Raw genomic sequence first — 23,171 nt, forward strand, 5'->3', positions numbered from 1 at the left:
CCCGGAACCCGGACCTGACGCCGGGCTCTTGGCGGCGCGGCGGAGCCGAAAGACACAAGACCGCCTCTACGACGTATGCCCCCTTCTACGTCGTATGCCCCATCATTTGGCCTGAGTTCGCCCTAGGCGGTTCCTCCACGACTCCTTAACATCTCGCACCATTGGCATGCGCATGGCTATCCGGCCACTCGCGTACGTGCCTCTCCGCTCCACCGTTCGTTCACGGCCGCCGGCCGGGGCAACCGCTCGCACCACGTACGTCCCCAGCCCCTCGGTGGTCCCGCACGGTTTCGAACCGCCCGTCCCCAAGGCAAAGGACTGATCTCTCATGCACTCCGGCATACTCGCGACTGGCGCGATGCTTGGCCTGTTCGGCGCGACGCTCTCGCCCCAGAGCCCGGCCTCCTCAACCCCCAACCCGCCCACCGAGAAGGTCAGGGTCGAGGTCGAGACGGTGAACGGCTCGGGGTGCCCGAAGGACACCGCGGCGGTGGCCGTCGCCCCGGACAACACCGCCTTCACTGTGACGTACAGCCAGTACCTGGCGAGAGTCGGCGGTTCGTCCGACCCCACCGACGCCAGGAAAAACTGTCAGCTCAGCCTCCTGGTGCATGTCCCGCACGGTTTCACGTACGCCGTCGCCAGCGCCGACTACCGGGGCTACGCCTCGCTCCAACCCGGCGCCGTCGGCAGGCAGAAGTCCTCGTTCTACTTCCAGGGCTCGCCGGAGACCACGTCCAGCACGCACGCGTTCAAGGGCCCGCGCCACGACAACTGGCAGGCCACCGACAGCACTGACTGGGGCCAACTGGTCTGGGCGCCCTGCGGCACGCGGCGGAACTTCAACGTCAACACCGAGCTGCGGGTCAGCGCGGGCACCTCGGACCCGAAGCAGACCAGCTTCATGACCATGGACTCCACCGACGGCGACGTGAACACCATCTACCGCCTCGCCTGGAAGCAGTGCCCCAAGCGGTGACCCGCGCGCTCGACGGTCGCGCGGCCGGCTGAGCCGGCGGCCCCCGTACGGCCGGAGGGAGCGGGGCCCTTCGGCCGAACGGGGCGCGCCGCCTGGCCCAGGGGCCAGGCGGCGCGGTCGTTACGGGGGGCGGGCGAGGGGGCTCGGGCGGCGGTCTGCCGTCGACCTCGCCGGACGAGGGTCCGGGGGGGGTGCCTCTATGTCTTTCGTCAAGGCGTCCGGGTTCGGTTTGGGGTGGTTCGGGCTCGCTGGGGTTATGCGGCGAGTTCGACGTCCTTGGGGGCGCGGGGTTCGTAGAAGGTGCCATCGCGGAGCATGGCGAACAGGACGCTGATGCGCTGGCGGGCGAGGCGGAGGAGGGCCTGGGTGTGGGTCTTGCCGCGGGCTCGCTGGCGGTCGTAGTAGGTGCGGGAGGCCGGGTCGGCGTTCATGCAGGCGAAGGCGGAGAGGAACATGGCGCGTTTGAGCTGCCGGTTTCCGCCTCGGGGTGCGTGTTCACCGTGGATAGAGGTTCCCGACGACTTCGTGGTGGGGGCGAGTCCTGCGTAGGAGGCGAGGTGGGCGGCGGTGGGGAAGCTGGTGCCGTCGCCGACGGTGACCAGCAGGACGGCGGCGGTCCTGACGCCGACGCCGGGCATCGACGTCAGGACCGGGGAAAGAGGGTGGGCCTCCAGCAGGGTGTTGATTTGGGCTTCCAGAGCCCGGCGCTGGGTATGGACGGTGGCCAGGGAGGAGGCCAGGGTGGGGATGACGATGTCGAGCGTGCCGGTGCCGGGGACGACGACGGTCTGCTCGTCGAGTGCGTCGAAGACATCATCGATCAGCCGCTGGGCCATGCGCGGGGCTTTGGGCCGGATCAGTTCGACGAGTCTGCGGCGGCCGGCTTTCCGCAGTGCGGCCGGGGAGCCGTGGCGTTCCAGCAGCCAGGTGACGGCCTGGTGGTCGAGGCGGGGGCCGAGGACGCGTTCCAGGCTGGGATGGAACTGGGTGAGCAGGCCGCGTATCCGGTTGCTGGTGCGGGTGGCCTCGGCGGCGAGGTCCTGGTCGAACCCGACCAGGACAGTGAGTTCGGCGGTGATTTCGTCGGTGAGCTCCAGCGAGCGCAGCGTGTGCGGCATGGTGCGGGCCGCGTCCGCGATCACGGCCGCGTCCTTCGCATCGGTCTTGGCCTCGCCTGGATACAGGTCAGCGATCCGCCGCATCGCCAGGCCAGGCAGGTAGGCGACCTGGCAGCCCGCGTCCCGGGCCACGGTCAGAGGCAGAGCGCCGATGGAGGCGGGCTGGTCCACGACCACCAGGACGGTGCCGAACTTCACGGCCAGCTTGTCGAGCACGGCCCGCAGCTTCGGCTCGCTGTTGGGCAGCTGTTTGTCGAAGACCTTCTTGCCCGCCGGGGTGAGTCCGTGGCCGTGATGGGCACTCTTGCCGACGTCCAGGCCCAGAAACACACCCACGTCTTCGGTGTCGAACATCGCGCCCTCCCGGAGGTGTTGACGGTGCCGGCCTCGGCAGCGGTGTCGTACTCGCGCATCCACGTTATGCAGACCTGCCGCCCGCGAGCTGTCCGGCATTACGCCGGACCGGACGGTGGCCGGACCTCTGATCAGCGTCTCCGACGGCACCCCTCGGACCCGGTGACACCACCCCCCAGGTCATCCCATCGACAGGGGGCAACAGTCATGCCGGGCCCGGAGGCCAGCGGCCCTCTTGCAGGACCGCGAAAAACATAACGGGGCTCACGCCGGGTCGCGGTTGAAGCGCGCCGTCGCCCAGACGTAGCCGAGCGCGGTCAGCGCGACGCACCAGGCGACGGCGATCCACCCGTCGTTGCCGATCTCGGAGCCGAGCAACAGGCCGCGCAGCGTCTCGATGGCCGGGGTGAACGGCTGGTACTCGGCGATCGGCCGGAACCAGCCCGGCATGGTGCTGGCCGGGATGAAGGCGCTGGAGATCAGCGGCAGGAGGATCAGCGGCATGGCCGCGTTGCTGGCCGCCTCGGGGTTCGGGCTGGACATGCCCATCCCGACCGCGATCCAGGTGAGCGCCAGGGCGAACAGCGCGATCAGTCCGAAGGCGGCCAGCCATTCCAGGACCGTGGCGTCGGTGGAGCGGAAGCCGATGGCCACGCCGACGGCGCCGACGAGGACCACGCTGGCCAGGCACTGCAACACGCTGCCGACCACGTGCCCGATGATCACCGAGGTGCGGTGGATCGCCATCGTGCGGAAGCGGGCGACGAGGCCCTCGTTCATGTCCATGGAGACGTGCACCGCGGCCCCGATCACGGTGCTGCCGATGCTCATCAGCAGGATGCCAGGGACGAGGTAGGCGACGTACTCGGAGCGGTCGGCGCCGCCGCCCCCGATGCCCGCGCTCATCACGTCACCGAAGATGTAGACGAAGAGCAGCAGCATCATGATCGGGGTGAGCAGCAGGTTCAGGGTGGCGGACGGGTAGCGCCGGGCGTGCAGCAGGTTGCGGCGCAGCATCGTGGTCGAGTCGCGGACGGCGAGGGCGAGGGCGCTCATCGGTCGTTCTCCTTGCGCTGGTGGGGGACGGCGGTGGGGCGGGTGATGGGGCTGGCGGTGGAGCCGGCGGCGGTGGAGTCGGCGCTCGGGCCCGTCAGGGCGAAGAACACGTCGTCCAGGTCGGGGGTGTGCACGGTCAGTTCGTCCGCCTCGATACCGACCGAGTCGAGCCAGTCGAGGACCGAGCGCAGCTCGCGCTGGCTGCCGTCGCTGGGGACCCGCAGGGCCAGCGCCGCGTCGTCCCGGTTGGCCTCGCGCAGCACGGCGGCGGCCGACTGGTACCGGGCCGGATCGGAGAACCGCAGTCGGACGTGACCACCGGGGACGAGCCGCTTGAGCTGGTCGGCGGTGCCCTCGGCCGCGATCCTCCCGTCGTTCAACACGGCGATGCGGTCGGCGAGTTGGTCGGCCTCCTCCAGGTACTGGGTGGTGAGGAAGACGGTCACCCCGGTGGAGACGAGTCCGCGGATGATGCCCCACATGTTGTGGCGGCTGCGTGGGTCGAGGCCGGTGGTCGGCTCGTCGAGGAAGATGATCCGCGGGCCGCCGACCAGGGTCATCGCGATGTCCAGCCGACGCTTCATGCCGCCGGAGTAGGTGGCGGCGGGCTTCTTCGCGGCCCCCACCAGGTCGAACCGCTCCAGCAGTTCGGCGGCGACGCGCCGCCCCTCGCGGCGGGAGAGGTGGTGCAGGTCGGCCATGAGGAGCATGTTCTCCTCGCCGGTGATCAGCCCGTCCACGGCGGAGAACTGCCCGGTGACACCGATCGCGGCCCGCACGGCCTGCGGATCGGTGGTCAGGTCGTACCCGCCGACGTGCAACTCGCCGGCGTCGGCGGTGATGAGGGTGGAGAGGATCTTCACGGCGGTGGTCTTGCCGGCGCCGTTCGGGCCGAGCAGGGCGAAGACCGTTCCGGCCGGGATGCGCAGGTCGATGCCGTCGAGGACGGTCTTGTCACCGTACGACTTGCGCAACCCGACGGCGGAGACGGCGGTCGACGGAGCGGGACCGACCCCGGTTTTGGACGTGGGCATGACAGAGGAAGGCATGGAGTTCTCCCGTGCGATGGCGTGAGCGGCTGGGGGTGCGGCGTTGCGGGGCGCGGCGTGGCGGGGCGCGTGTGGTGGTGTGCGTGATGCGGGGCGCGTGGTGCGGGGCGGCCGGCCCGGTCGTGGCCGGGGCCGGCCGCCGGGCCCGGCGCGGCGGCGGAACGGTGACGCGGGGGCCCGGCGCGACGGCGGCGCGGCTCGGATGGCGCGGCGGCTGATGCGCCGGCTCGCGGCAGGTGGTGCGTACGCGGCGTGCGGTACGGAACGTGCGGTACTCGGTACGCGGTGTGCGGTACGGGACGTACGGTGCGGGGCTACGCGGTGCCCTCGGAACCCTCCGGGGGCTCGGCCTCGGCGCGCGCGATGTCGTTGGCCAGCCGTTCGCGCAGGCTGGCGGGGACGTAGGCGCCGTCCGTGTAGTTCTGGGCGAACTCGGCGACGAACTCCGCCGGGTCCTCGCCGACGATCTCGCGGATCGGCGTTCCGTTCGCAGCGGCCTCCTCGATCAGGTCGGCGAGGTCCTCGAACATCGTCGCGGCGTTGTCGTTGTCGGTCGGTACGAAGTGCATCAGGTGTCGCTCGATGGCCTCGGCCGCCAGTTGGTAGTTCGCCGGCAGTTCCTTGACGCGCGCCTTGTACGCCCGCCAGCGCTTCTTGGGCCCGATCACCTTGGAGAGGAAGCCGCTCTTCTCGGCATCAGACATGTTCACTTTCCCCCTTCGCGGAGCTGTTCCAGTCGTTCCGTGAGGAAGCTCCACGTCCTCCAGAACTCTTCGAGGTACTCCACTCCCTCGGCGTTGAGGGAGTGCACCTTGCGTGGCGGCCCCTTCTCGGACGGCACCTTCTTCACGTCGACGAGCCCGCGCTTCTCCATCCGGACGAGCAGCGCGTAGATGGTCCCCTCGGCGATGTCGGAGAACCCCTGCTCACGCAGTCGCGCCGTGATCTCGTAGCCGTACGCGGGCCGACCGGACAGAGAGGCCAGGATGATGCCCTCCAACGTGCCCTTGAGCATCTCGGTCAGCAGCTTGGCCATGAAGCACCTCCCCTCTGCGCTAGTCAGCGCTGTTGAGTACTGGTACACCGTAACGCTGACTACTGGTACTTAGCAAGACGGAATAGTGGGCTGATGCTCGGCCGCCCTGCGGCGGGCCTCGGCCGCTCTCGGGGACGGGAACGGTGGGGCGAGTGGCATCCGCGCTGACCGAGGCGGCCATACTCGGGCTGGCGGCAGGGAGTTCGGCCCTGGCCACGGGCCTTCGCGGCAGGGGGAGTACGCATGGCGCAAGACGACATCCGTGACCGCGTCCCGTCCGGCACCATGCCTCGACGATCGGCCCTGACCTGGACGAAGACCATGCTGCGCGATCTCGCCGCCTGGTTGGCACGCAAGCCGGTCACGCACCCTGGCGCGCACCGCGCGATACGGCACTCCGCCGACTCCCGCACCATCATCTGGTCGATCACCGCCGCCGACCTGGTGGCCAGCCTGGTCGTGGACGCGATGGTCCCCGCCGCCTACCGGCCACTGCATCTGGCCTGGGTCGTGGTCTCGGTGGTCCTGACGGTGGGGTTCTGCGCGATGACCGCGCGCACTCCCCACCTGATCGACGCCCACACGCTGTACCTGCGCACCGGCCCCTTCCGCGCCCTGGCGATCCCGCTCCACCAGATCCAGACCGTACGAGCCGCGCACGGCATGACGCCCAGCCACGGCCTGCGCCGCTCGTTGGACGAGGACGACGCCGTGGCCTGCTCGGTCAGCAGCGCCACCACCATGGCCCTCGAACTCGCCGAGCCTCTTCCCGTCCGGTTCCGCAAGGGTGAGCCGACCCTGGCCCGGCGGGTGTACTTCACCGCCGATCGGCCGGCCGAGGCCGCCGACCTCATCCGGAGCGCGATACGCGGGGAGGCGCGGCCGTGAGGTGAAGACCCCCGCCGCTTTCGGTCGAAGAGTTGCGGGGGTCTGTTGCGTCGTACGCGATTACGCGGTGAAGCTGCCAGCCTTGAGGCTCGCCACGAATGCCTTCCAGGACGTGGGTTCGAAGGTGAGGGTGGGACCGTTGGGGTTCTTGCTGTCGCGTACGGGGATGGTGCCGTAGGCGGCGAGGTTGGCGGCGACCTCGACGCAAGCTCCGCCGTTGCTGCTGTGGGAGGACTTGATCCAACGGGGTTGGGTCGCCATGTGGGTGCTCCTTCGCTGGCTGTTGTGGCGGTTCGCTACGCCGTGGGTTACGCGTGGAAGTCGCCGGCCTTGACGCCTGCCACGAAGGCCGACCAGGCCGACGTGTCGAAGGCGAGGGCCGGGCCGTGCGGGTTCTTGCTGTCCCGCACCGGCACGGTGCCGTGGGCGGCGAGGTTGGTGGCGACCTCGACACACTCGCCACCGTTGGAGCTGTGAGAGGACTTGGTCCAGCGTGGTTCGCGGGTCATAGGGGGTCCTTCTGGCGCGGAGTGAGTGGGGGCTTTACGCCGTGAAGTCGCCGGACCGTACGCCTGCGACGAATGCTTCCCAGGCGGAGGCGTCGAAGGTGAGGGTGGGACCGTCTGGGTCTTTGCTGTCGCGGACGGGCACGGTGCCGTGGGCGGCGAGGTTGGTGGCGACCTCGACGCAGTCGCCGCCGTTGCTGCTGTGGGAGGACTTGATCCAACGGGGTTGGGTCGCCATGTGGGTGCTCCTTCGCTGGCTGTCGCGGGGGTTGGCTACGCCGTGGGATACGCGTGGAAGTCGCCGGCTTTGACGCCTGTTACGAATGCCGACCAGGCCGTGGGGTCGAAGGTGAGGGTGGGGCCGTGTGGGTCCTTGCTGTCGCGGACGGGGATGGTGCCGTGTGGGGCGAGGTTGGTGGCGACCTCAACGCAGTTTCCGCCGTTGGAGCTGTAGGAGGACTTGGTCCAGCGTGGTTCGCGGGTCACAGGGGGTCCTTCTGTCGCGGGGTAAGTGGGGGCTTTACGCCGTGAAGTCGCCGGACCGTACGCCCGCGACGAATGCCTTCCAGGTCGTGGGTTCGAAGGTGAGAGTGGGGCCGTCTGGGTCCTTGCTGTCGCGGACCGCCACGGTGCCGTGGGTGGTGAGGTTGGTGGCGACCTCGACGCAGTCGCCGCCGTTGTTGCTGTAGGAGGACTTGATCCAACGGGGTTGGGTCGCCATGTGGGTGCTCCTTCGCTGGCTGTCGCGGGGGTTGGCTACGCCGTGTGTCACGCGTGGAAGTCGCCGGCTTTGGCGCCTGTCACGAATGCCGACCAGGCCGTGGGGTCGAAGGTGAGGGTGGGACCGCCTGGGTTCTTGCTGTCGCGGACGGGCACGGTGCCGTGGGCGGCGAGGTTGGTGGCGACCTCGACACACTCGCCGCCGTTGTTGCTGTAGGAGGACTTGGTCCAGCGCGGTTCGGGATCCATGCGGTGCCCCTTCGTGGGTGACGGGTCAGGGTCACGGGCGAGGGCTGAGTGTGCGCGCCTCGGCCTGCGAGGGAGGGTAGGGCGCCGGCAGGGGGAGCGCGGTAGGGCGCGTTCGTCTCAACTCGGGGTGCAATGGCTGGCATTGGCGTACGCCCGGGCATGCGAAGGCCCCCGCTGCTCTTGCTCGAAGTGCTGCGGGGGCCTGTTGCGTCGTACGCGGTTACGCGTCGAAGTCGCCGGACTTGACGCCTGCCACGAAGGCCGACCAGGCCGACGTGTCGAAGGCGAGGGCCGGGCCGTGCGGGTTCTTGCTGTCCCGGACGGGGACGGTGCCGTGGGCGGCGAGGTTGGCGGCGACCTCGACGCAGTCACCGCCATTGTCACTGTAGGAGGACTTGGTCCAGCGGGGTTCGGTCGTCACGGGGCGCCCTTTCATGCCTGATTGATCAACGCCACAGACTCAGCCTGCGACAGGGATTCGGCCTGGAGTTGATGGTAGTCCGCCAATGCGTCCAGTACGAAGCTGCTTTCGCGCTCCAGATGTCCCTGGGCGTGGGACTCCGTATAGGCGACCATCGAGCGATCCGTCATGGTCAGCAGGTTGACCGGCAGAGTGAACGGCCTTCGCTCGCCCATCTCGAACGGGGCGAGCTGGAGTGTGGTGTTCGGCCGCTCGGCGAACTCCTCCAGGTGTGCGAGCTGCTCGCGCATCACCTCCTTGCCGCCGACGCGACGCCGGATGCAGCTCTCGTCCACCACCACCATGACGATGGGAGGTCGGGTTCGCACGAGGGCCTTCTGGCGCTCAGCCAGGAGCGTGACGCGTTCTTCGGCCTGCTCGGGTGTGATGCGGTTCCGTCGCATGTGGCCCTCCGCGATGGCGCGTGCGTACCTGGGCGTCTGGAGCAATCCCGGAACGATGCCGACCGTGAACAGCCGGATCTCGACGGCGCGCCCCTCCAACCCGACGTACTCCGGAAACCCCTCCAGCAAGTTCCCGTGCCGAATGTCGCGCCACTGGCGCTCGAACGACTCGGCGGAGTTGGCCACGCCGAAGGCATCATCTGCCTTGCGTGAGAACGGAAGGGTTGGCGGTTTCCGTGCGGTTTCCACGGCCGAAACGTGCTGGCTGGACAGGCCCAGGCGGTCGGCCAGTTGCTCCTGGGTCCAGCCGCGGTTCTCGCGGTGCCTCCGTAAACGTGCACCGTAGGCGGCGCGCGGGCTGCTGTCGGGGTTCAGGTCCTTGCGGTTGACCATGGTCGACTCCAACTCTTCCTTCGGCTTGGATTATTTGAAGGGTTACGCGCTGTGGGTCACGCTGAATCCCCCCGGTAGTGATGTCGCTACGGAGAGGAGCGGTTTCACCATGTCCTCCACCCCTGCCCCCACGCCGTCCGATGACAAGTTGACCGCGCCCGTCGCCTCGTACGAGGGCGCGGCGCGAGCAGATCAGCAGGCAACCGTGTTGGTGGCCCAAGAGATCAACTCGCGTACGGAAAGCCGGCGTTCAGGTGGCAATTGCCAGGCCATCCGCATGGTTGGCGAGCGGACCAAGACGTTCCGCGCCGCCATTCAGCACCGTAGGGCCACCGAGCTTTCGCGTGTCCAGCGTCTTCGCGAAGATCCCCTCGAACGGGTACCCGGGCAGCGGGAGTTCGGGCGGCATGGCGCCGGGCGAGGTGACTCAGCGTGCTGAACCGTCGCGTCTTCGAGGGCACGCACCGCGTCGTCGTACGCGGCGTGGCGCTCCGCTTCTTCCTGCGCACCGACGACACGTGGTCGCCGGTCACCGACACCGACTTCCAGCACGCCTACGAACTCGCGCTCTTCGACCCCGACGCGCTGCGCAAGGACGTGCTCTGTCCCAACGCGCGCAGGGTCGAACACAGCACGGTCGAGGGCTGGTTCTGGTCCAACGGCAGCGACACGTGCGGACTGTGCACCTTCGACGACCGGAGCCCCGAGGAGTGCGCCGGCATGGCTCAGATCGCGGGCGGGACGGGGCCGTGACGCGGCCCCGTCAGACGTGGGTCCACCTGCTGGTGTGGCGCCCCGCCGACCCGTCCCACCCGCTCGACGTCAGCCGGTCCTGGCCGCACGTACTCCAGGTCGTCCGGGACGAGCGGCCCGCGCCGCCGGGCGTCATCCTGCGGCCCGGCGAACCCATCCCGTACGCCGCGGGGCGGGTGGCGGCGGCCCTGGGGTTGCGCGCGCCGGAGCCGCTGCGGCTGCTCGCCGTCGACCAGCAGCCGGCCGAACCGGGTCACGAGGAGCAGGTGGGCCTGGTCTTCGACGGTGGCTGGCTGGCCGCCGACGGGACGCCGCCCTGCGACGACTGCGGGCGGTCGCACACGGTGTGGACGCCGATGCGCGACGTGGGCCGCGTCGCGCTGGCCCACGCCTTCCGCGCGCTGCTCACCAGCCGGCACACGTCGGCGGTGCTGTGGCGCGGCGGCCTGCCCGACGAGGGCTGAGCCGCCCCTGCCGGGCCGGCCGCCCGGCAGGCCCCCGACCAGCGCGAACACTGCCTGCCGCAACCTGTCCGCGCCTCGCCGGCCTCGTCAGGGCGCCCGCCCGACCCGCCGCCACCGCACGGAGACGCCCCGGTCAGACCCCGCTCACACCCCCGCCAGCGTGAGTTCCACCGTGCTCAGCAACGCGTCCCGGTCGTCACTGGCCCGCGCCAGCACCCGCAGCCCGTAGTACGCGGTCTGCACCTGGCGGGCCAGGGCGCGGGCGTCGCGGTCGGCGCGGATCTCGCCGGTGCTCTGGCCGAAGGTCAGCACCGCGCACAACTCGTCCTCCACCCGCCCGAAGTTGCCCCGCACGGCCTCCTTGACCTCCGGGTCGCTGCCGGCCGCCTCGATGGCCGAGTTGACGGCGAAGCAGCCGCGCGGGCTCTCGCGGTCCAGGTCGGCGTCGATGGCCTCCACCATCAGCGCGCGCAGCCGTTCGCGCACCGGGCCCGGTTGCTGGAGCACCTCGACCTGGCGGGCGGTGGCGGTCTCGCAGTACCGGCGCAGGGCGCGTACGAAGAGTTGCCGCTTGCCGCCGAAGGTGTTGTACAGGCTTGACGGGCCGAGCCCCGTGCTCTGGCTCAGCTCGCGGGTCGAGGTGGCCTCGTACCCGTGCCGCCAGAACGTCTCCATCGCCGCGTCCACGACGCGGCCCTCCTCGAACGCGCGTGGCCTGGCCATGACGTCACGGTAAGGGTTTTGTAGCGCCCGTACAAAACCCTGGGGTCGCGGTCACCGGGCGGGGCCGGCTCCCACCAGCGCCACCGCCTCGATCTCGATCAGCCACCGGGGGTCCGCGAGCGCGGCGACCTGGACGAAGGACTCGGCGGGGAAGGGCGCGGTCGGGTAGTGCTGGGCGCGCAGGGCGGCGAAGGCGTCCTGGTGGGCGACGTCGGTGACGAAGACCGTGACCTTGACGAGCTGGTCGAGCCCGGAGCCCGCGTTGGCCAGCACCGTGGCCAGGTTGGCGAACGCCTGCTGGGCCTGCGCCGTGAAGTCGCCGACGCCGACGGTCGCGCCGTGCGCGTCGACGGGCGCCTGGCCCGAGGTGAAGACCAACTCCCCGACCCGGACGGCCAGCGAGATCCCGGCCGACTCGTACCAGTCGGGGTCGGCGGTGACGCGGGTGCGGACGGTGGGGGAAGGCGGTGTCATGGCGTGACTCCTCGGTTCGGTGCTGGTGATTGGGGTCGTGGCCCGGACGGTCAGGCGTCGGAGCCGAGCAGCGGGGCGGGGGAGCGGTCCTTCGCGGCGAGGGCGTCGGCGGGGCGTACGGGCGAAGGGTTGGTGGTGCGGGCGGCGAGGTGGGCCGCCCACAGCGTGCCGGCGCAGCCGGCGACGGCCAGCGCGACGCCCACCCAGGCCACGGCGGTGAAGCCGTACCCCGCGTCGATGACCACGCCGCCGAGCATCGGGGCCAGCGTGTTGCCGACGTTGAAGGCGGCCGTGTTGGTGGCGCCGGCCAGCGTCGGCGCCTCCGGCGCGAGGGCGAACACCCGGGACTGGAGCGCCGGGTTGGTCACCCAGGCGACGAAGCCGAGGACGAAGACCAGCCCGACCGCGACCGCCGCGTGCCGCGCCGTGAGGGCCAGCACCCCGGAGACGAGGACCAGCCCGCCGAGCCCCCACCCGAGCGTGCGCAGCGGGTACGCCTCGGCCAGCCGGCCGCCGACCGCGATGCCCAGCAACCCGCCGACCCCGAACAGCGCCAGCACGGCCGGCACCCACCCCTCGGCGAGCCCGCTCACCTCGGTCAGCAGCGACGCCAGATAGCTGAAGGTGACGATGACCGCGCCAAAGGTGAACGCCGTGATCGCGTACGAGAGCCACAGGTGCGGCCTGGCCATGCCGCGCAGCTCGGCGCGGGCGGAGCCGGCGGGGACGTTCGTGCCGCGCCCGGCGGGGACGGCCAACACCGTGCAGACCAGGCTGACCAGCGTCGCGACGGCCACCGCCCAGAACGCGGCCCGCCACCCCGCGTGCTGGCTGAGCAGCGTGCCGGCCGGGACGCCCACGATGGTCGCGAGTGTGAGGCCGCCGGCCACCGTGGCGACGGCCCGACCGGTCGCGCCGGCCGGCGCGAGGCTCACCGCCGCGGCCAGGGCAACGCCCCAGCAGCCGGCGTAGACGAGGGCGCTGATGACGCGGGTCGCGAACAGCACCCCGTAACCGGGCGCGAGCGCGCCCACCACGTGTGCGGCGATGAAGACGGCCTGGAGCGCGACGAGCGCGGTGCGGCGCGGCCAGCGCAGCGTGGTGAGGGCGAGCAGCGGCGCGCCGACGACCATGCCGATGGCGAAGGCGGAGATCAGCAATCCCGCGTCGGGAATGGAGACGCCCAGGTCATCGGCCATGCCCGGGAGCAGCCCGGAGAGCATGAACTCGGAGGTCCCCTGGGTGAAGATCACGAAGCCCAGGGCGTAGACCGGCAGCGGCACGATGTTCCTCCGGTGGGTCGGTGGGTCGGTGGGTCGGTGGGTCGGTGCGGTGGGGGCGGGGGAGTGGCGGGCGCGTTGTGGAGCGGTCGCTTCAGAAGTGGGGCGCGAGGGTGCCCGTTCTCGTCGCTCCGGACCCTAGCATGTTGTGAAGCGGTCGCTTCAAAACGTCGGCACACCGTGATCGGACGGGGACGCGCGAACGCCCCGCGGTCCCGGCGCGTGGCCGGGACGACGGGGCGAGGAGGCGGAACGGCGGGCCGGTGGGCCCGTGAGGGTGGCCTGGCCCGTGGGGTGGGTGGCCCGGGTCAGCGGGCGATGTCGGCGTACCCGACGATGTCCTTCGGGTCACGCGAGCCCGGGCCGGTGTACCGCGCGGACGGGCGGACCAGGCGCCCGGTGCGCTTCTGCTCCAGGATGTGCGCGCTCCAGCCGGCCGTGCGGGCACAGGTGAACATCGAGGTGAACATGTGCGCCGGGACCTCCGCGAAGTCCAGCACGATCGCGGCCCAGAACTCGACGTTGGTGGCCAGCACCCGGTCGGGGCGGCGCGCGTGCAGCTCCTCGAGGGCGGCCTTCTCCAGCGCCTCGGCCACCTCGAAGCGCGGCGCGCCCAACTCGCGGGCGGTGCGGCGCAGGACGCGGGCGCGCGGGTCCTCGGCCCGGTAGACCCGGTGCCCGAAGCCCATCAGCCGCTCGCCACGGTCGAGCGCGCCCTTCACGTACGCGCTCGCGTCGCCGGTCCGCTCGATCTCCTCGATCATGCCGAGGACGCGGGACGGGGCCCCGCCGTGCAGCGGGCCCGACATCGCGCCCACCGCGCCCGAGAGGGCGGCGGCCACGTCGGAGCCGGTGGAGGCGATGACGCGGGCGGTGAACGTGGAGGCGTTCATGCCGTGCTCGGCCGCCGAGGTCCAGTACGCGTCCACGGCCGCCACGTGCTTCGGGTCGGGCTCGCCGCGCCAGCGCCGCATGAAGCGCTCCACGACGGTCTCCGCCTTGTCGATCTCGCGCTGCGGCACCATCGGCAGCCCCTGGCCGCGCGCCGACTGCGCCACGTACGACAGGGCCATCACGGCCGCACGCGCCAGGTCCTCGCGGGCCTGCTCCTCGTCGATGTCGAGCAGCGGTTTCAGGCCCCACACGGGCGCCAGCATGGCCAGCGCGGACTGCACGTCCACCCGGATGTCGCCGGAGTGCACGGGGATCGGGAACGGCTCGGCGGGCGGCAGCCCGGGATTGAACGCCCCGTCCACCAGCAGACCCCACACGTTCCCGAACGAGACGTGGCCCACCAGGTCCTCGATGTCCACGCCGCGATAGCGGAGGGCGCCGCCTTCCTTGTCGGGTTCGGCGATCTCCGTTTCGAACGCGACGACTCCTTCAAGTCCGGGTACGAAGTCGGACATCAGGCGGCTCCTCTGAGAGTGGTCGACAAAGCGGCTTGTGACCAAGTTGTCAAGGAATGGGGGAATCGGCGCGGTTTCACGGCCGCAGGCGCGGCTCGCGATCCGTGACGACCGCCCCTCGGTACCGGCCCCGCGCGACGTGGCGGTCATCCAGTCGCGTGCGGAGCCGGCCCGGACGGTGAAGTGGTGCGGCTCGGTCCAGGACCGGACACGATAGTTGGTGGTGTCCGGAGGCCACAGTGGGTCAGTCGATGATTTTGGTGGGTTCGCCACCTGCGGGGAAGCGTGAGAAGAGGCACACTGCCCCCTTCCACCCGAGAGGGTTACGGCGGCCCGCCCCGGGGCAGCGTGCAGGGGCCTGCCCGGCATGCTGCAAGATATGCGCGTGTCCCATGCCGACCCGCAGCAGCCGCGTGTCCATGACCCCGCCGCCATGCGTGAGCACTACCGCGGCGCCGGGCTCCTCGAATCCGACCTCGCCGCCACGCCCTTCGCCCAGTTCACCCACTGGTTCGAAGAGGCCGTCACCAGCGGCCTGCACGAGCCGAACGCGATGGTCGTCAGCACCGTCGACGAGGCGGGCCGCCCGCACTCCCGTACCGTCCTGCTCAAGGGCTACGACGAGCGCGGCTTCGTCTTCTTCACCAACTACGGCTCCCGCAAGGGTCGTCAACTCGCCGCCAACCCCGCGGTCTCCCTCCTCTTCCCCTGGCACCCGGTCGACCGGCAGGTCATCATCACCGGCACCGTGCGGCGCACCGGGCGGGACGAGACGGCGGCGTACTTCCGCACCCGCCCCCACGGCTCCCAACTGGGCGCCTGGGCCAGCCACCAGTCCGAGGTGATCGGCTCCCGCGCCGAACTCGACCGCATGTACGCCGAACTCGCCGACCGCTACCCGCCGAACGAGCAGGTCCCGGTGCCCCCGCAGTGGGGCGGCTTCCGCGTCACGCCCGAGGCGGTGGAGTTCTGGCAGGGCCGCGCCAACCGCCTCCACGACCGCCTGCGCTACGTCCGTACGTCCGAGCCCGCGGGCCCCTGGCGCGTCGAACGCCTCTGCCCGTGATCGGCTGACGCCAGCCAGCCAGCCACCGGGGCGTACCGGACCACAGCGGCCCCACCGGCCCCACGCGTTCCACCGGTCCCAACGGTTCCGCAGCGCGGGGCGCGCCCCTTGCCCGGATACGGGGGCCGTCGGCCCGCGTGCGGCGGCCGGCGCGTCAGGCTTCCGGGGCCGGGGTCGGGGCCGGCGGCGACGGCGGGCGGTCGATGGTGAACACGCGGGTGACCGGATGGACCCGGGCCGGCAGCACCGTCCCCCGCGTGGCCCCGCCGAACCGGTACCGCAGAACCTCGGCGCCGTATTCGAAGGGCGCGAAGCCGGGGCCGCTGACGCGCATCAACAGCCGGACCTGGAAGTGGTGGTCGTTGGTCGGCGGGGCGGAGGCGACCGCCAGGACCAGGGCGGACGCGTCGACGCCGTGCGCGGCGAGCTGGAGCGTGGCCCGCCGCTCCGCGCGGGCGGAGACGGCCGTGGACCACCCGACACTGGCGACGAACGCCGCGAGCAGGGCGAGACCGGCGCCGGCCCACGTCCACCCGGCGCCGATTCCGCCGAACTCGGCGATCGTGCGGGCGACGACGTAACAGCAGGCCCCTCCCGCGCCCAGGAACAGGGCGGTGCCCACGGCGCACGCGATGGCCGTGATCACGGGGCCCTGGGGGTCGAGCAGGACCGGTTCGTCGGCGCGGGCGGTGGCCATGGCCGCACCCTAACCAAGGCGACGCGGCGGGCGGCAGGGCCTGGCCCGATCGCGTGCGAGCGAGGGACGGGGGCGGGGGTCCGCCGGGGAGGCCCGGGAAAACAGACGACCCGCGAGTCGCTTCCCGGCGCGCCTGGTGGCGCATCGGGGCCGGTCGGACGTACCGGCGACTCGCGGGTCGGGTGACTGCTTGGGATTGGCCAGCCGCACACAGCTTGCGTGTGCACGTCCGGCGTTACGCGGCCTGTTCCCACCGGGCTCCGCGCCGCGGAGACGGGGGGAAGGCGAGATGTGACGTCGGGCGACTAGCCCGCAGTCACCTCACGCGTCCGGATTTCGTACATCGGCCGAACCACCTCCCTTCTCGTGTACCTCAAGCCTAGGAACCCCTCCGCCGCCTCACAACCGAATTTCCGGCAGGCAACGATTTCGCGGAAGGTGGTGTGGTGCGCGTCACGTTCGAGTTGAATATCTCGTCGTGTGGCCGTCGCGCGCGCACGGCCCGCCGCACCCGCCCCATCCGTCGTTCGACCGCTTCCGGCCCGCACGGCACGCCTCGGATACTTGAGCACCTCAGATCTTCGGTTCTTTCCGTTCTTCTCAGTTCCTTTCAGATCTTTCCGACCGAGAGCCACGTCCCGCCCGTTCAGCACGACCAGCAGGGGGTGACCGGTGACCGCTTCGCCACGCTCCGAGCCCGCCCGTTCCTCGGGTTCCCCACCCGCGTCCGACGCCGTCGATCCCGCCGGCGACCCGGCACCCGACCCGTCCGGCGCCGGCCCGCAGGGCGCCGGGCCCGACTGTCCGGCCGACCGGGACGACTCCGACCTCCTCGCCGCCCTGCTCGACGGCATGGACGCCGCGCTGTGCGCGTTCGACGCCGACGGCACCGTCACCCATTGGAACCGGGAGGCGGAACGCATGCTCGGCTGGTCCGCCGACGAGGCGGTCGGCCGGCGCGGCCTGGCGGGCTGGGCGGTACGCGCGGCCGACGCGGCCGAGGTCGAGACGCTGCTCCTGGGCGCGATGCGGGCACCGGGCCGCCAGGTGCACGAGTTCGCGCTGCTGACCAAGGACGGTGGCCGGGTCCTGGTCCGCACCCAGTCCGCCGCCGTGCCCGGCGCTGACGGCGAGGCCGCCGGCGTGTACTGCGCCTTCAGCGAGGTGCACACCCAGGTCGACCTGGAGCGCTCCATCGCCCTGAGCGAGGCGCTGTTCGAGGACGCGTCCTGGGGCGTGGTCCTGGTCGACGCCGACCTGCGCCCGGCGGTCGTCAACGGCCACGCGGCGCGCTCGCTGGGCGCCGGCCGCGCCACGCTGCTCGGCCGCCCGCTGGGGGAACTCCTCGACCAGGGCGTGGAGGAGGTGGAGAGCGCCTTCCAACACGTACTCGCGGAGGGCGCGCCTCCCGAGCCGACCGAGATCTGGGTGACCGTTCGCGGCGAGGGCGCCGACCTCGGCCAGCCGCCCCCGCGCCGCTGTTGGCGCAGCGGCTTCCTCCGGCTGGCCTCGCCCCTCTCTGAGGAGGCGGTTCCGCTCGGCGTGGCCTGGATCTTCCGCGATGTGACGGAGGCCAAGCGGGCCGAGCAGGAGGGGGCCCGGATGCGTTTTCGGAGCAACCAACTGCACCGCGCCGCGCGGGCCGCCGCCGAGTGCGAGGACCCGTTCGAGGCGGCCACCGTCTACCTCGACTTCGCCCTGGCCGGCTTCGCCGACCACGCCCTGATCGACCTCGTCCGCGAACCGTCGCCGGGCCGGCCGGACGGGCGTACGCCGAGCGGGGCCGACCCCGGGGCCGCCCCGTCCGGGCTCGCGCCCCCCGGGCCCGGGGCGGCGCTGCCGGACCGGCCGCCGATCGTGCTCGTCCGCGCGGTGGCCGCCCCCGCCGGAGCCGCCACCGGCATCGGGCCCAACGCCCCCGCCGGCACCACCGACGGCATCCCGGTCGCATACGCGGCGGGCCACCCCGCGCTCCAGGCCGCCGACCGTGGCGGCTCCGTGCGCGCCAGCGCGAGCCGCGCCGACGAGGAGATCAGCACCCAGTGGGCGGCAGCACGCAAGTGGCCGAGCGGCACGGTGCACGGCCTGTGCGCGGTGCTCCGCAGCCGGGGCCGCACCCTGGGCGTGGCCTCCTTCCTGCGCGGCGCCAGCCGCCGCGCCTTCGACCGCGCGGACGCGGCGTACGCGGAGGACGTGGCGGTCCGCGTCGCCGCGGCGATCGACCTGGCCCAGCGGTTGCGCTAGCGCTTGGCGCTTGGCGCTTGACCGGGGCCGGCCGGATCGGGTCGGGCCCCGGGGCCGTTGGCTCGCGCCGGCAGGAGCGGGGTTGGCGTGGCGCGTGGCGTCACGCCGGCGCGCGCCCCCGCCGGCGGAGGCGGGGCCTGCGGAGTGCAGGGGCGTCCGGGGCGGGCGCCGGGGCGTACGGGATCGGCGAGGGCGTACGGGGGTGGGCGGCCCGCAGGCCGGGGGGGCGTACGAGGCCGGCCACCGGCGGGGTGTACGGGGTGCGCGGCTCAGTGCCGGTAGAAGATCCGGTCGCCGTACTCGGCCATCACGCGTCCGTTCCAATCGTGGCCGCCGTCCACGTTGCCCGAGCGCAGCAGCGGCGGGTCGATGCCGCGCGCGGCCAACTCGCCGGCCGCAGTCGCCAGGACCGCCTGCATCACGGCGCTGGTCACCACCGTCGACGCCGGGGCGAACGGCGCGGCGACGCCGTCGGCGCTCAACTCGGCGTCGCCGACCGCGATCTTGCTGTCGAGGACGAGGTCGCAGTGGTCCTTCAGGAAGGTCCCCGACGCGTGCCGCGACTTGGTCTCCGACGCGTACGCCACCGACGTCACGCCGATCACCTTCAGGCCGAGCGCCCGGGCGTTCATCGCCATCTCCACGGGCAGGGCGTTCCGACCGGACAGCGAGATGATCACCAGCAGGTCGCCGGCCACGGCCGGGCTGGTGTCCAGGACCACACCGGCCAGCCCGTTCACCCGCTCCAGCGCGCTGCCCAGGGTGGCCGGCCGCACGTCGACGCCGATCACGCCCGGCACCTGGAGCAGGTTCATCAGCGCGAGCCCACCCGCGCGGTACACGACGTCCTGGGCGGGCAGCGAGGAGTGCCCGGCACCGAAGGCGAAGAGCCGCCCGCCCGCCTGCACGGTGTCCGCGATCATCGTGCCCGCCTCGGCGATGGGCCCGGCTTCCTCGTCCCGCACGGCGCGTAGCAGGGCGATGGCTGCGTCGAGGTACCGCTCGGCCAGGGGGGCAGGGACTGACCGCGTGCTCTCGCTCATCGACGAGGGGCCCTTTCCTTCGTTTTTCTTTCGTTATTCGGGTGTTTTCGCTCCGGAGCGCGCACGGCTGCGCCCGCTTCTCCGGCCTGTGCTGTCGTGTCCGTGGTGTGCGTGGCGCGGATCACGTTGCGGTCTGGACCAGTGCCCTGTCAATACGCCGTACTCGGTCGAACACCAGCCGATCACGCGCGCGAGTCCCGGTTACCAGTGGGATGCGTCAGAATTGAGTCCAGGGCCACCGCACGACACATCGAGGGGCACGCACATGTCCGGTTTGATCGATACGACGGAGATGTATCTCCGCACCATCTTGGAGCTCGAAGAAGAAGGCGTGGTCCCGATGCGCGCTCGGATCGCGGAGCGGCTCGATCAGAGCGGCCCCACGGTCAGCCAGACCGTGGCGCGAATGGAGCGCGACGGCCTGGTGACCGTCGCCGGCGACCGGCACCTGGAGCTGACCGACGAGGGGCGCCGGCTGGCGACGCGCGTCATGCGCAAGCACCGGCTCGCCGAGTGCCTGCTCGTCGACGTCATCGGCCTGGAGTGGGAGCAGGTGCACGCGGAGGCGTGCCGCTGGGAGCACGTGATGAGCGAGGCGGTGGAGCGCCGCGTCCTTGAGCTGCTGCGGCACCCCACCGAGTCGCCGTACGGCAACCCGATCCCCGGCCTGGAGGAGCTGGGCGAGCCGGCCGAGGCCGATCCGTTCCTGGACTCCAGCATGGTGAGCCTGCTGGAGCTGGAGCCGGGCACGGAGGGCAAGACCGTCGTGGTGCGCCGCATCGGCGAGCCCATCCAGACGGACTCCCAGCTCATGTACACGCTGCGGCGAGCTGGAGTGCAGCCCGGCGCGGTGGTCAGCGTGACCGAGTCGGCCGGGGGTGTCCTGATCGGCAGCAGCGGTGAGGCGGCGGAGCTGGAGTCCGCCATCGCGTCGCACGTGTTCGTGGCCAAGCGCTAGCACCACTCCCCGGATCGCCTTCCGGACGCTTCTCCCGAACTCCTCGGACCGCTTTCGCGATCGTCTTCGGATCGCGTTGCGGCTCGCGTTCTGGTTCCGGTTCGCGTGCCGGATCGTCCGTGGACCTTCTTCGGTTCGTCGTCGGTTCGTCTTCCCATCGTTCTGGATCGCTTCGAGACCGCTTGCGAATCGCTTTCGGATCACCGTGGCGCCGGCCCCCGCAATGGGGGTCGGCGCCACGCCCGTGTGTGGCGCCGGCCTCGGGGTCGCTGGCGGGCGCGGTCGCCGACGGTGTGGTGTCGGCCGTGTGGTCGCCGCGCAGGGAGGAGGGGGCGGGGTAGGGGAGCGGGGCGGGCGCGGCGGGTCGGCGCGTGGGGCGCGGCGCGCGTGGCTCGCGCCGGGGTCGCGCCGTACGCTTCCGGGCCCGCGCGCCGGCCGTGGCGACCTCCTGCGGCAACGCGGTTTTTCCGCGCCGGAGTTGGGGGAAACCGCGCGCCCGGGCGCCCGGCGTGCAACGCTGTCGCTGGCGCATATGCGCGGAGTTGCGTTGAGAACCGGGGATGTGGGCACACGGGACCCCGGTATCTCCCGGGGCTGAGGAGGGGGGCCGATGGGCCCGTCAAGGTCGTGGATAGCGCGCCCGTACGCCATGGGTCGCGCGCCGCGAGGTGGGCGACACAAGGGCCCCGGCTGCCGTGGCCGCCGGGGCCCTGCCTCCCCGTTCCCCGATGGCGACCTGGAGCCCCGAGCTCTCAAGGTGCGCCGCGGCGGACTCCCTTCCCCGAGCAGTCCGCCCCCGTGTAGCTGTCTCCCCTCGGGGACGGCGAACAATCCCCGAAGCCGGTCACTCGAACGAGGGGTGTTGCCGCCGATCCCCGCTTGTTCGAATACGAGTTCGATACTGTGGAGCTGGTCTAGGGAGGGATGGAGGTGCCAGGACACATGGTGCGGCGCACGGACGTGACCGGAGCTGGCGGGGTGCGGCTCGCCGCCTGGGAGTATGCCGATCCGCCCAAGGCGGTCGGCGGCAGGGCCGGCGAGCAGGTCCCCGGTGTGTTGTTGCTGCACGGGCTGATGGGCCGCGGCGCGCACTGGGCGGAGACCGCCCGCTGGCTGTCCACCCGGTATCGCGCGGTCGCGCTCGACCAGCGGGGCCACGGCCGCAGCGAGAAGCCCTCCGGCGGCCCGTTCACGCGCGAGGCGTACGTGGCGGACGCGGAGGCCGCCGTCGAGCAGCTCGGCCTCGCCCCGGTCACCCTGATCGGGCACTCCATGGGCGCCCTGACGGCGTGGCAGCTCGCCGCCCGCCGCCCCGACCTCGTGCGGGCCCTGGTCATCTGCGACATGCGGGCCTCCGCCCTGGGCGCCGCCTCGCAGCGCGAGTGGTCGGAGTGGTTCAAGTCCTGGCCGGTCCCCTTCGCCACGCTGGCCGACGTCCGCAAGTGGTTCGGCGAGGGCGACCCCTGGCTGGAGCGCCCGCGCCCGACCCGAGGCGAGTTCTTCGCCGAGGTGATGGCCGAGCGCACCGACGGCTGGCGCCCGGTCTTCTCCCGCCGCCAGATGCTGACGGCCCGTGAGACCTGGGTGCACGACGCCCACTGGGAGGACCTCGCCCACGTCCAGTGTCCGACCCTGGTCGTGCGCGGCCTGGACGGCGACCTGGGCCGGGCGGAGGCCCAGGAAATGGTGCGCGTGCTGCCTCGCGGCATATACGCGGAGGTGCCGGACGCCGGCCACCTCGTCCACTACGACCAGCCCGAAGGTTGGCGGCGCGTCGTCGAACCCTTCCTGGAGTCAGCCCTCCCGGCCTGACGGCGCGTTCAGCCGGGGCGGGCGCTCGCCGGCCACCCCGCCCCCTCCCGACCAGCCACGCGTTCACCCGCCGCGCCCGCCGCCGACGGCCCCGGCTTCCTCGCCGTACGCGCCGCCGGGCGTGCGCGGAAGCTGCCACGTGCGCGGTAACTGCCGTACGGGGCGCCGCCGTACGCGGGTCGCGCGCGGGCGCGCCGGGGGTGTGCCGGGTGCGTGCGGGGTGTGCGTGGCTCGCGGGGTGTGCCGGGCGGGGTGTGTGAGGCGCGCGGGGACGCCGGGTGCGCGGGGCGGGGCCCGGGTCCGGGGCGGTCGTTCGGTCCTGTGGCCGTACGGCCCGGCAGGGCGGCCGTGTGGTTCATCTCATCGCGCCGGCGGCGGGGGAGCGCTTGTCAGGCGCGAACCCCGTCTCGGATCATCAACGCCATGTATCGCGAGCGCCCCTCGAAGGTCTGGTCCCTGATCTGCGTCAGCCTCTACGTGGCGGGCGTCGCCTGGATGGGCGTGGACTCGCTCCCGGAGGACCTGGGGCCATGGCTCGCGGTCTCGGCGCTCTTCCTGCTCCTGCTCCTCGCGTTCACCAGCGTCCCGGTCTCCAAGTACTTCTACAACCGCATCGACCTCGACCACACCACCCTGCGGGTCGGCCGCGAACGCTTCGCCCTCACCGACCTCGACCCGGCCTCCGTCACCGCCGCCCTGCACCGTGCCCAACAGCCCCCGGACCGCCCGTTCGCCGCGGCCAACACGGCCCACTGGGCGGGCCAGCGCCCGCCCCGTCTGGTGGGCGGCGGCTGGGCCGTACCGATGGGCATGGACAGCGTCACCATCGCCACCCGACGCGGCGAGGGCCTGAGCATCCCCTCCCGCGACCCCGAGGCGTTCCTGACGGCCCTGGCCAACGCGCTCACCCTCCAACACCAGGCGTAGTTCCGAGGTCGAGCCCCCGGGCCCGGCCGCGCGACCCGACCCCACCGCCCGCCCGGCCCACATCACACGCCGTACGGGACCACGCCGCACGGAACCAGTCGCGCGGGCC

28 protein-coding genes are annotated in these 23,171 nt (G+C 71.9%); 9 read left to right on the plus strand and 19 right to left on the minus strand.

Translation table 11 applies throughout. The features are described 5' to 3' along the window. Positions 1–328: 328 nt before the first annotated feature. Positions 329–979 (plus strand): DUF4360 domain-containing protein, encoded by a 651-nt coding sequence (locus AC3CHW_RS20605; protein WP_488467439.1) that lies wholly within the window; start codon positions 329–331, stop codon positions 977–979. Between the two features lie 254 nt (positions 980–1,233). On the opposite strand, the gene AC3CHW_RS20610 is transcribed toward AC3CHW_RS20605, so the two are convergent. The 5 genes from AC3CHW_RS20610 to AC3CHW_RS20630 form a co-directional block, all read right to left on the minus strand. Further along, positions 1,234–2,451: an IS110 family RNA-guided transposase gene (locus AC3CHW_RS20610; RefSeq protein WP_488467440.1), complete on the minus strand. Its 1,218-nt coding sequence runs from the start codon at positions 2,449–2,451 to the stop codon at positions 1,234–1,236. A gap of 264 nt (positions 2,452–2,715) precedes the next feature. Continuing rightward, positions 2,716–3,507, minus strand: a complete 792-nt coding sequence (locus AC3CHW_RS20615) for an ABC transporter permease (protein ID WP_459247168.1) — start codon at positions 3,505–3,507, stop codon at positions 2,716–2,718. After that, positions 3,504–4,541 (minus strand): ATP-binding cassette domain-containing protein, encoded by a 1,038-nt coding sequence (locus AC3CHW_RS20620; RefSeq protein WP_488467441.1) that lies wholly within the window; start codon positions 4,539–4,541, stop codon positions 3,504–3,506. Before AC3CHW_RS20620 ends, AC3CHW_RS20615 begins: the two co-directional genes overlap by 4 nt. A gap of 329 nt (positions 4,542–4,870) precedes the next feature. Beyond that, the gene (locus AC3CHW_RS20625; RefSeq protein ID WP_488467442.1) at positions 4,871–5,260 is read right to left on the minus strand and encodes a DUF1048 domain-containing protein; all 390 of its coding nucleotides are present in this window, start codon (positions 5,258–5,260) and stop codon (positions 4,871–4,873) included. A gap of 2 nt (positions 5,261–5,262) precedes the next feature. Continuing rightward, the gene (locus AC3CHW_RS20630; protein ID WP_176162191.1) at positions 5,263–5,592 is read right to left on the minus strand and encodes a PadR family transcriptional regulator; all 330 of its coding nucleotides are present in this window, start codon (positions 5,590–5,592) and stop codon (positions 5,263–5,265) included. A 243-nt stretch (positions 5,593–5,835) separates the two neighbouring features. Here AC3CHW_RS20630 and AC3CHW_RS20635 point away from each other — a divergent pair, with 243 nt between their 5' ends. After that, positions 5,836–6,480, plus strand: a complete 645-nt coding sequence (locus tag AC3CHW_RS20635) for a hypothetical protein (RefSeq protein ID WP_488467443.1) — start codon at positions 5,836–5,838, stop codon at positions 6,478–6,480. Between the two features lie 60 nt (positions 6,481–6,540). Here AC3CHW_RS20635 and AC3CHW_RS20640 read toward each other — a convergent pair whose 3' ends face one another. The 8 genes from AC3CHW_RS20640 to AC3CHW_RS20675 form a co-directional block, all read right to left on the minus strand. Then, positions 6,541–6,741, minus strand: coding sequence for a DUF397 domain-containing protein (locus AC3CHW_RS20640; protein ID WP_488467444.1), 201 nt, complete (start codon positions 6,739–6,741; stop codon positions 6,541–6,543). 47 nt (positions 6,742–6,788) lie between these two features. Continuing rightward, positions 6,789–6,989, minus strand: coding sequence for a DUF397 domain-containing protein (locus tag AC3CHW_RS20645; protein WP_459247174.1), 201 nt, complete (start codon positions 6,987–6,989; stop codon positions 6,789–6,791). Positions 6,990–7,023: 34 nt separating this feature from the next. After that, on the minus strand, positions 7,024–7,224 hold the full coding sequence (locus tag AC3CHW_RS20650; RefSeq protein WP_488467445.1) for a DUF397 domain-containing protein: 201 nt from the start codon (positions 7,222–7,224) through the stop codon (positions 7,024–7,026). 35 nt (positions 7,225–7,259) lie between these two features. Continuing rightward, on the minus strand, positions 7,260–7,472 hold the full coding sequence (locus AC3CHW_RS20655; RefSeq protein ID WP_488467446.1) for a DUF397 domain-containing protein: 213 nt from the start codon (positions 7,470–7,472) through the stop codon (positions 7,260–7,262). Between the two features lie 34 nt (positions 7,473–7,506). Next, positions 7,507–7,707, minus strand: coding sequence for a DUF397 domain-containing protein (locus AC3CHW_RS20660; protein WP_488467447.1), 201 nt, complete (start codon positions 7,705–7,707; stop codon positions 7,507–7,509). Positions 7,708–7,754: 47 nt separating this feature from the next. Then, positions 7,755–7,955, minus strand: coding sequence for a DUF397 domain-containing protein (locus AC3CHW_RS20665; protein WP_488467448.1), 201 nt, complete (start codon positions 7,953–7,955; stop codon positions 7,755–7,757). Between the two features lie 220 nt (positions 7,956–8,175). Further along, positions 8,176–8,376, minus strand: a complete 201-nt coding sequence (locus AC3CHW_RS20670; RefSeq protein WP_488467449.1) for a DUF397 domain-containing protein — start codon at positions 8,374–8,376, stop codon at positions 8,176–8,178. 11 nt (positions 8,377–8,387) lie between these two features. Next, positions 8,388–9,212, minus strand: a complete 825-nt coding sequence (locus AC3CHW_RS20675; RefSeq protein ID WP_488467450.1) for a helix-turn-helix domain-containing protein — start codon at positions 9,210–9,212, stop codon at positions 8,388–8,390. Between the two features lie 432 nt (positions 9,213–9,644). Between AC3CHW_RS20675 and AC3CHW_RS20680 the strand changes: the two genes are divergently transcribed. Both AC3CHW_RS20680 and AC3CHW_RS20685 read left to right on the plus strand, forming a co-directional pair. Then, complete coding sequence (locus tag AC3CHW_RS20680; protein WP_387593157.1) at positions 9,645–9,965, plus strand: hypothetical protein; 321 nt, start codon at positions 9,645–9,647, stop codon at positions 9,963–9,965. Then, entirely contained in the window at positions 9,962–10,429 is a 468-nt protein-coding gene (locus tag AC3CHW_RS20685; RefSeq protein ID WP_488467451.1) for an NUDIX hydrolase, read from the plus strand. The genes AC3CHW_RS20680 and AC3CHW_RS20685 overlap by 4 nt, the downstream gene beginning before the upstream one ends. Before the next feature lie 144 nt (positions 10,430–10,573). Here the strand turns inward: AC3CHW_RS20685 and AC3CHW_RS20690 are convergent, their stop codons facing one another. The 4 genes from AC3CHW_RS20690 to AC3CHW_RS20705 form a co-directional block, all read right to left on the minus strand. Next, entirely contained in the window at positions 10,574–11,152 is a 579-nt protein-coding gene (locus tag AC3CHW_RS20690; RefSeq protein ID WP_488467452.1) for a TetR/AcrR family transcriptional regulator, read from the minus strand. Positions 11,153–11,203: 51 nt separating this feature from the next. Next, a complete protein-coding gene (locus AC3CHW_RS20695) occupies positions 11,204–11,626 on the minus strand; it encodes a RidA family protein (RefSeq protein ID WP_488467453.1) in 423 nt (140 codons plus the stop codon). 50 nt (positions 11,627–11,676) lie between these two features. Continuing rightward, positions 11,677–12,909 (minus strand): Cmx/CmrA family chloramphenicol efflux MFS transporter, encoded by a 1,233-nt coding sequence (locus tag AC3CHW_RS20700; RefSeq protein ID WP_488467454.1) that lies wholly within the window; start codon positions 12,907–12,909, stop codon positions 11,677–11,679. 305 nt (positions 12,910–13,214) lie between these two features. Next, positions 13,215–14,315, minus strand: coding sequence for a citrate synthase 2 (locus tag AC3CHW_RS20705; protein ID WP_187063568.1), 1,101 nt, complete (start codon positions 14,313–14,315; stop codon positions 13,215–13,217). Positions 14,316–14,694: 379 nt separating this feature from the next. Here AC3CHW_RS20705 and pdxH point away from each other — a divergent pair, with 379 nt between their 5' ends. Next, the gene (pdxH, locus tag AC3CHW_RS20710) at positions 14,695–15,381 is read left to right on the plus strand and encodes a pyridoxamine 5'-phosphate oxidase (protein ID WP_488467455.1); all 687 of its coding nucleotides are present in this window, start codon (positions 14,695–14,697) and stop codon (positions 15,379–15,381) included. A gap of 154 nt (positions 15,382–15,535) precedes the next feature. On the opposite strand, the gene AC3CHW_RS20715 is transcribed toward pdxH, so the two are convergent. Next, on the minus strand, positions 15,536–16,078 hold the full coding sequence (locus AC3CHW_RS20715; protein WP_488467456.1) for a hypothetical protein: 543 nt from the start codon (positions 16,076–16,078) through the stop codon (positions 15,536–15,538). A gap of 672 nt (positions 16,079–16,750) precedes the next feature. On the opposite strand from AC3CHW_RS20715, the gene AC3CHW_RS20720 reads away from it, so the two are divergent. Then, positions 16,751–18,322, plus strand: a complete 1,572-nt coding sequence (locus AC3CHW_RS20720) for a PAS domain-containing protein (RefSeq protein ID WP_488467457.1) — start codon at positions 16,751–16,753, stop codon at positions 18,320–18,322. Between the two features lie 269 nt (positions 18,323–18,591). On the opposite strand, the gene AC3CHW_RS20725 is transcribed toward AC3CHW_RS20720, so the two are convergent. Further along, positions 18,592–19,365 (minus strand): SIS domain-containing protein, encoded by a 774-nt coding sequence (locus tag AC3CHW_RS20725; RefSeq protein ID WP_488467458.1) that lies wholly within the window; start codon positions 19,363–19,365, stop codon positions 18,592–18,594. A gap of 265 nt (positions 19,366–19,630) precedes the next feature. Between AC3CHW_RS20725 and AC3CHW_RS20730 the strand changes: the two genes are divergently transcribed. The 3 genes from AC3CHW_RS20730 (at position 19,631) to AC3CHW_RS20740 (ending at position 23,062) form a co-directional block, all read left to right on the plus strand. Beyond that, on the plus strand, positions 19,631–20,323 hold the full coding sequence (locus tag AC3CHW_RS20730; RefSeq protein WP_187060224.1) for an iron-dependent transcriptional repressor DtxR: 693 nt from the start codon (positions 19,631–19,633) through the stop codon (positions 20,321–20,323). Between the two features lie 942 nt (positions 20,324–21,265). Beyond that, positions 21,266–22,135, plus strand: a complete 870-nt coding sequence (locus tag AC3CHW_RS20735; RefSeq protein ID WP_488467459.1) for an alpha/beta fold hydrolase — start codon at positions 21,266–21,268, stop codon at positions 22,133–22,135. A gap of 423 nt (positions 22,136–22,558) precedes the next feature. Then, complete coding sequence (locus AC3CHW_RS20740; RefSeq protein WP_398607477.1) at positions 22,559–23,062, plus strand: hypothetical protein; 504 nt, start codon at positions 22,559–22,561, stop codon at positions 23,060–23,062. Positions 23,063–23,171: the final 109 nt, after the last annotated feature.

This window comes from Streptomyces sp. MGP-BFMKR1 (assembly GCF_057766585.1).

Excerpts from the sequence above, each read along its gene's own strand:
- AC3CHW_RS20735 (WP_488467459.1), top strand. The coding sequence starts at position 21,266 with ATGGTGCGGCGCACGGACGTGACCGGAGCTGGCGGGGTGCGGCTCGCC.
- AC3CHW_RS20725 (WP_488467458.1), bottom strand. The coding sequence starts at position 19,365 with ATGAGCGAGAGCACGCGGTCAGTCCCTGCCCCCCTGGCCGAGCGGTAC.
- AC3CHW_RS20675 (WP_488467450.1), bottom strand. The coding sequence starts at position 9,212 with ATGGTCAACCGCAAGGACCTGAACCCCGACAGCAGCCCGCGCGCCGCC.
- AC3CHW_RS20715 (WP_488467456.1), bottom strand. The coding sequence starts at position 16,078 with ATGGCCACCGCCCGCGCCGACGAACCGGTCCTGCTCGACCCCCAGGGC.
- AC3CHW_RS20695 (WP_488467453.1), bottom strand. The coding sequence starts at position 11,626 with ATGACACCGCCTTCCCCCACCGTCCGCACCCGCGTCACCGCCGACCCC.
- AC3CHW_RS20640 (WP_488467444.1), bottom strand. The coding sequence starts at position 6,741 with ATGGCGACCCAACCCCGTTGGATCAAGTCCTCCCACAGCAGCAACGGC.
- AC3CHW_RS20610 (WP_488467440.1), bottom strand. The coding sequence starts at position 2,451 with ATGTTCGACACCGAAGACGTGGGTGTGTTTCTGGGCCTGGACGTCGGC.
- AC3CHW_RS20690 (WP_488467452.1), bottom strand. The coding sequence starts at position 11,152 with ATGGCCAGGCCACGCGCGTTCGAGGAGGGCCGCGTCGTGGACGCGGCG.
- AC3CHW_RS20740 (WP_398607477.1), top strand. The coding sequence starts at position 22,559 with ATGTATCGCGAGCGCCCCTCGAAGGTCTGGTCCCTGATCTGCGTCAGC.
- pdxH (WP_488467455.1), top strand. The coding sequence starts at position 14,695 with ATGCGCGTGTCCCATGCCGACCCGCAGCAGCCGCGTGTCCATGACCCC.
- AC3CHW_RS20705 (WP_187063568.1), bottom strand. The coding sequence starts at position 14,315 with ATGTCCGACTTCGTACCCGGACTTGAAGGAGTCGTCGCGTTCGAAACG.
- AC3CHW_RS20660 (WP_488467447.1), bottom strand. The coding sequence starts at position 7,707 with ATGGCGACCCAACCCCGTTGGATCAAGTCCTCCTACAGCAACAACGGC.
- AC3CHW_RS20615 (WP_459247168.1), bottom strand. The coding sequence starts at position 3,507 with ATGAGCGCCCTCGCCCTCGCCGTCCGCGACTCGACCACGATGCTGCGC.
- AC3CHW_RS20650 (WP_488467445.1), bottom strand. The coding sequence starts at position 7,224 with ATGGCGACCCAACCCCGTTGGATCAAGTCCTCCCACAGCAGCAACGGC.
- AC3CHW_RS20625 (WP_488467442.1), bottom strand. The coding sequence starts at position 5,260 with ATGTCTGATGCCGAGAAGAGCGGCTTCCTCTCCAAGGTGATCGGGCCC.
- AC3CHW_RS20620 (WP_488467441.1), bottom strand. The coding sequence starts at position 4,541 with ATGCCCACGTCCAAAACCGGGGTCGGTCCCGCTCCGTCGACCGCCGTC.
- AC3CHW_RS20605 (WP_488467439.1), top strand. The coding sequence starts at position 329 with ATGCACTCCGGCATACTCGCGACTGGCGCGATGCTTGGCCTGTTCGGC.
- AC3CHW_RS20665 (WP_488467448.1), bottom strand. The coding sequence starts at position 7,955 with ATGGATCCCGAACCGCGCTGGACCAAGTCCTCCTACAGCAACAACGGC.
- AC3CHW_RS20635 (WP_488467443.1), top strand. The coding sequence starts at position 5,836 with ATGGCGCAAGACGACATCCGTGACCGCGTCCCGTCCGGCACCATGCCT.
- AC3CHW_RS20730 (WP_187060224.1), top strand. The coding sequence starts at position 19,631 with ATGTCCGGTTTGATCGATACGACGGAGATGTATCTCCGCACCATCTTG.
- AC3CHW_RS20645 (WP_459247174.1), bottom strand. The coding sequence starts at position 6,989 with ATGACCCGCGAACCACGCTGGACCAAGTCCTCTCACAGCTCCAACGGT.
- AC3CHW_RS20630 (WP_176162191.1), bottom strand. The coding sequence starts at position 5,592 with ATGGCCAAGCTGCTGACCGAGATGCTCAAGGGCACGTTGGAGGGCATC.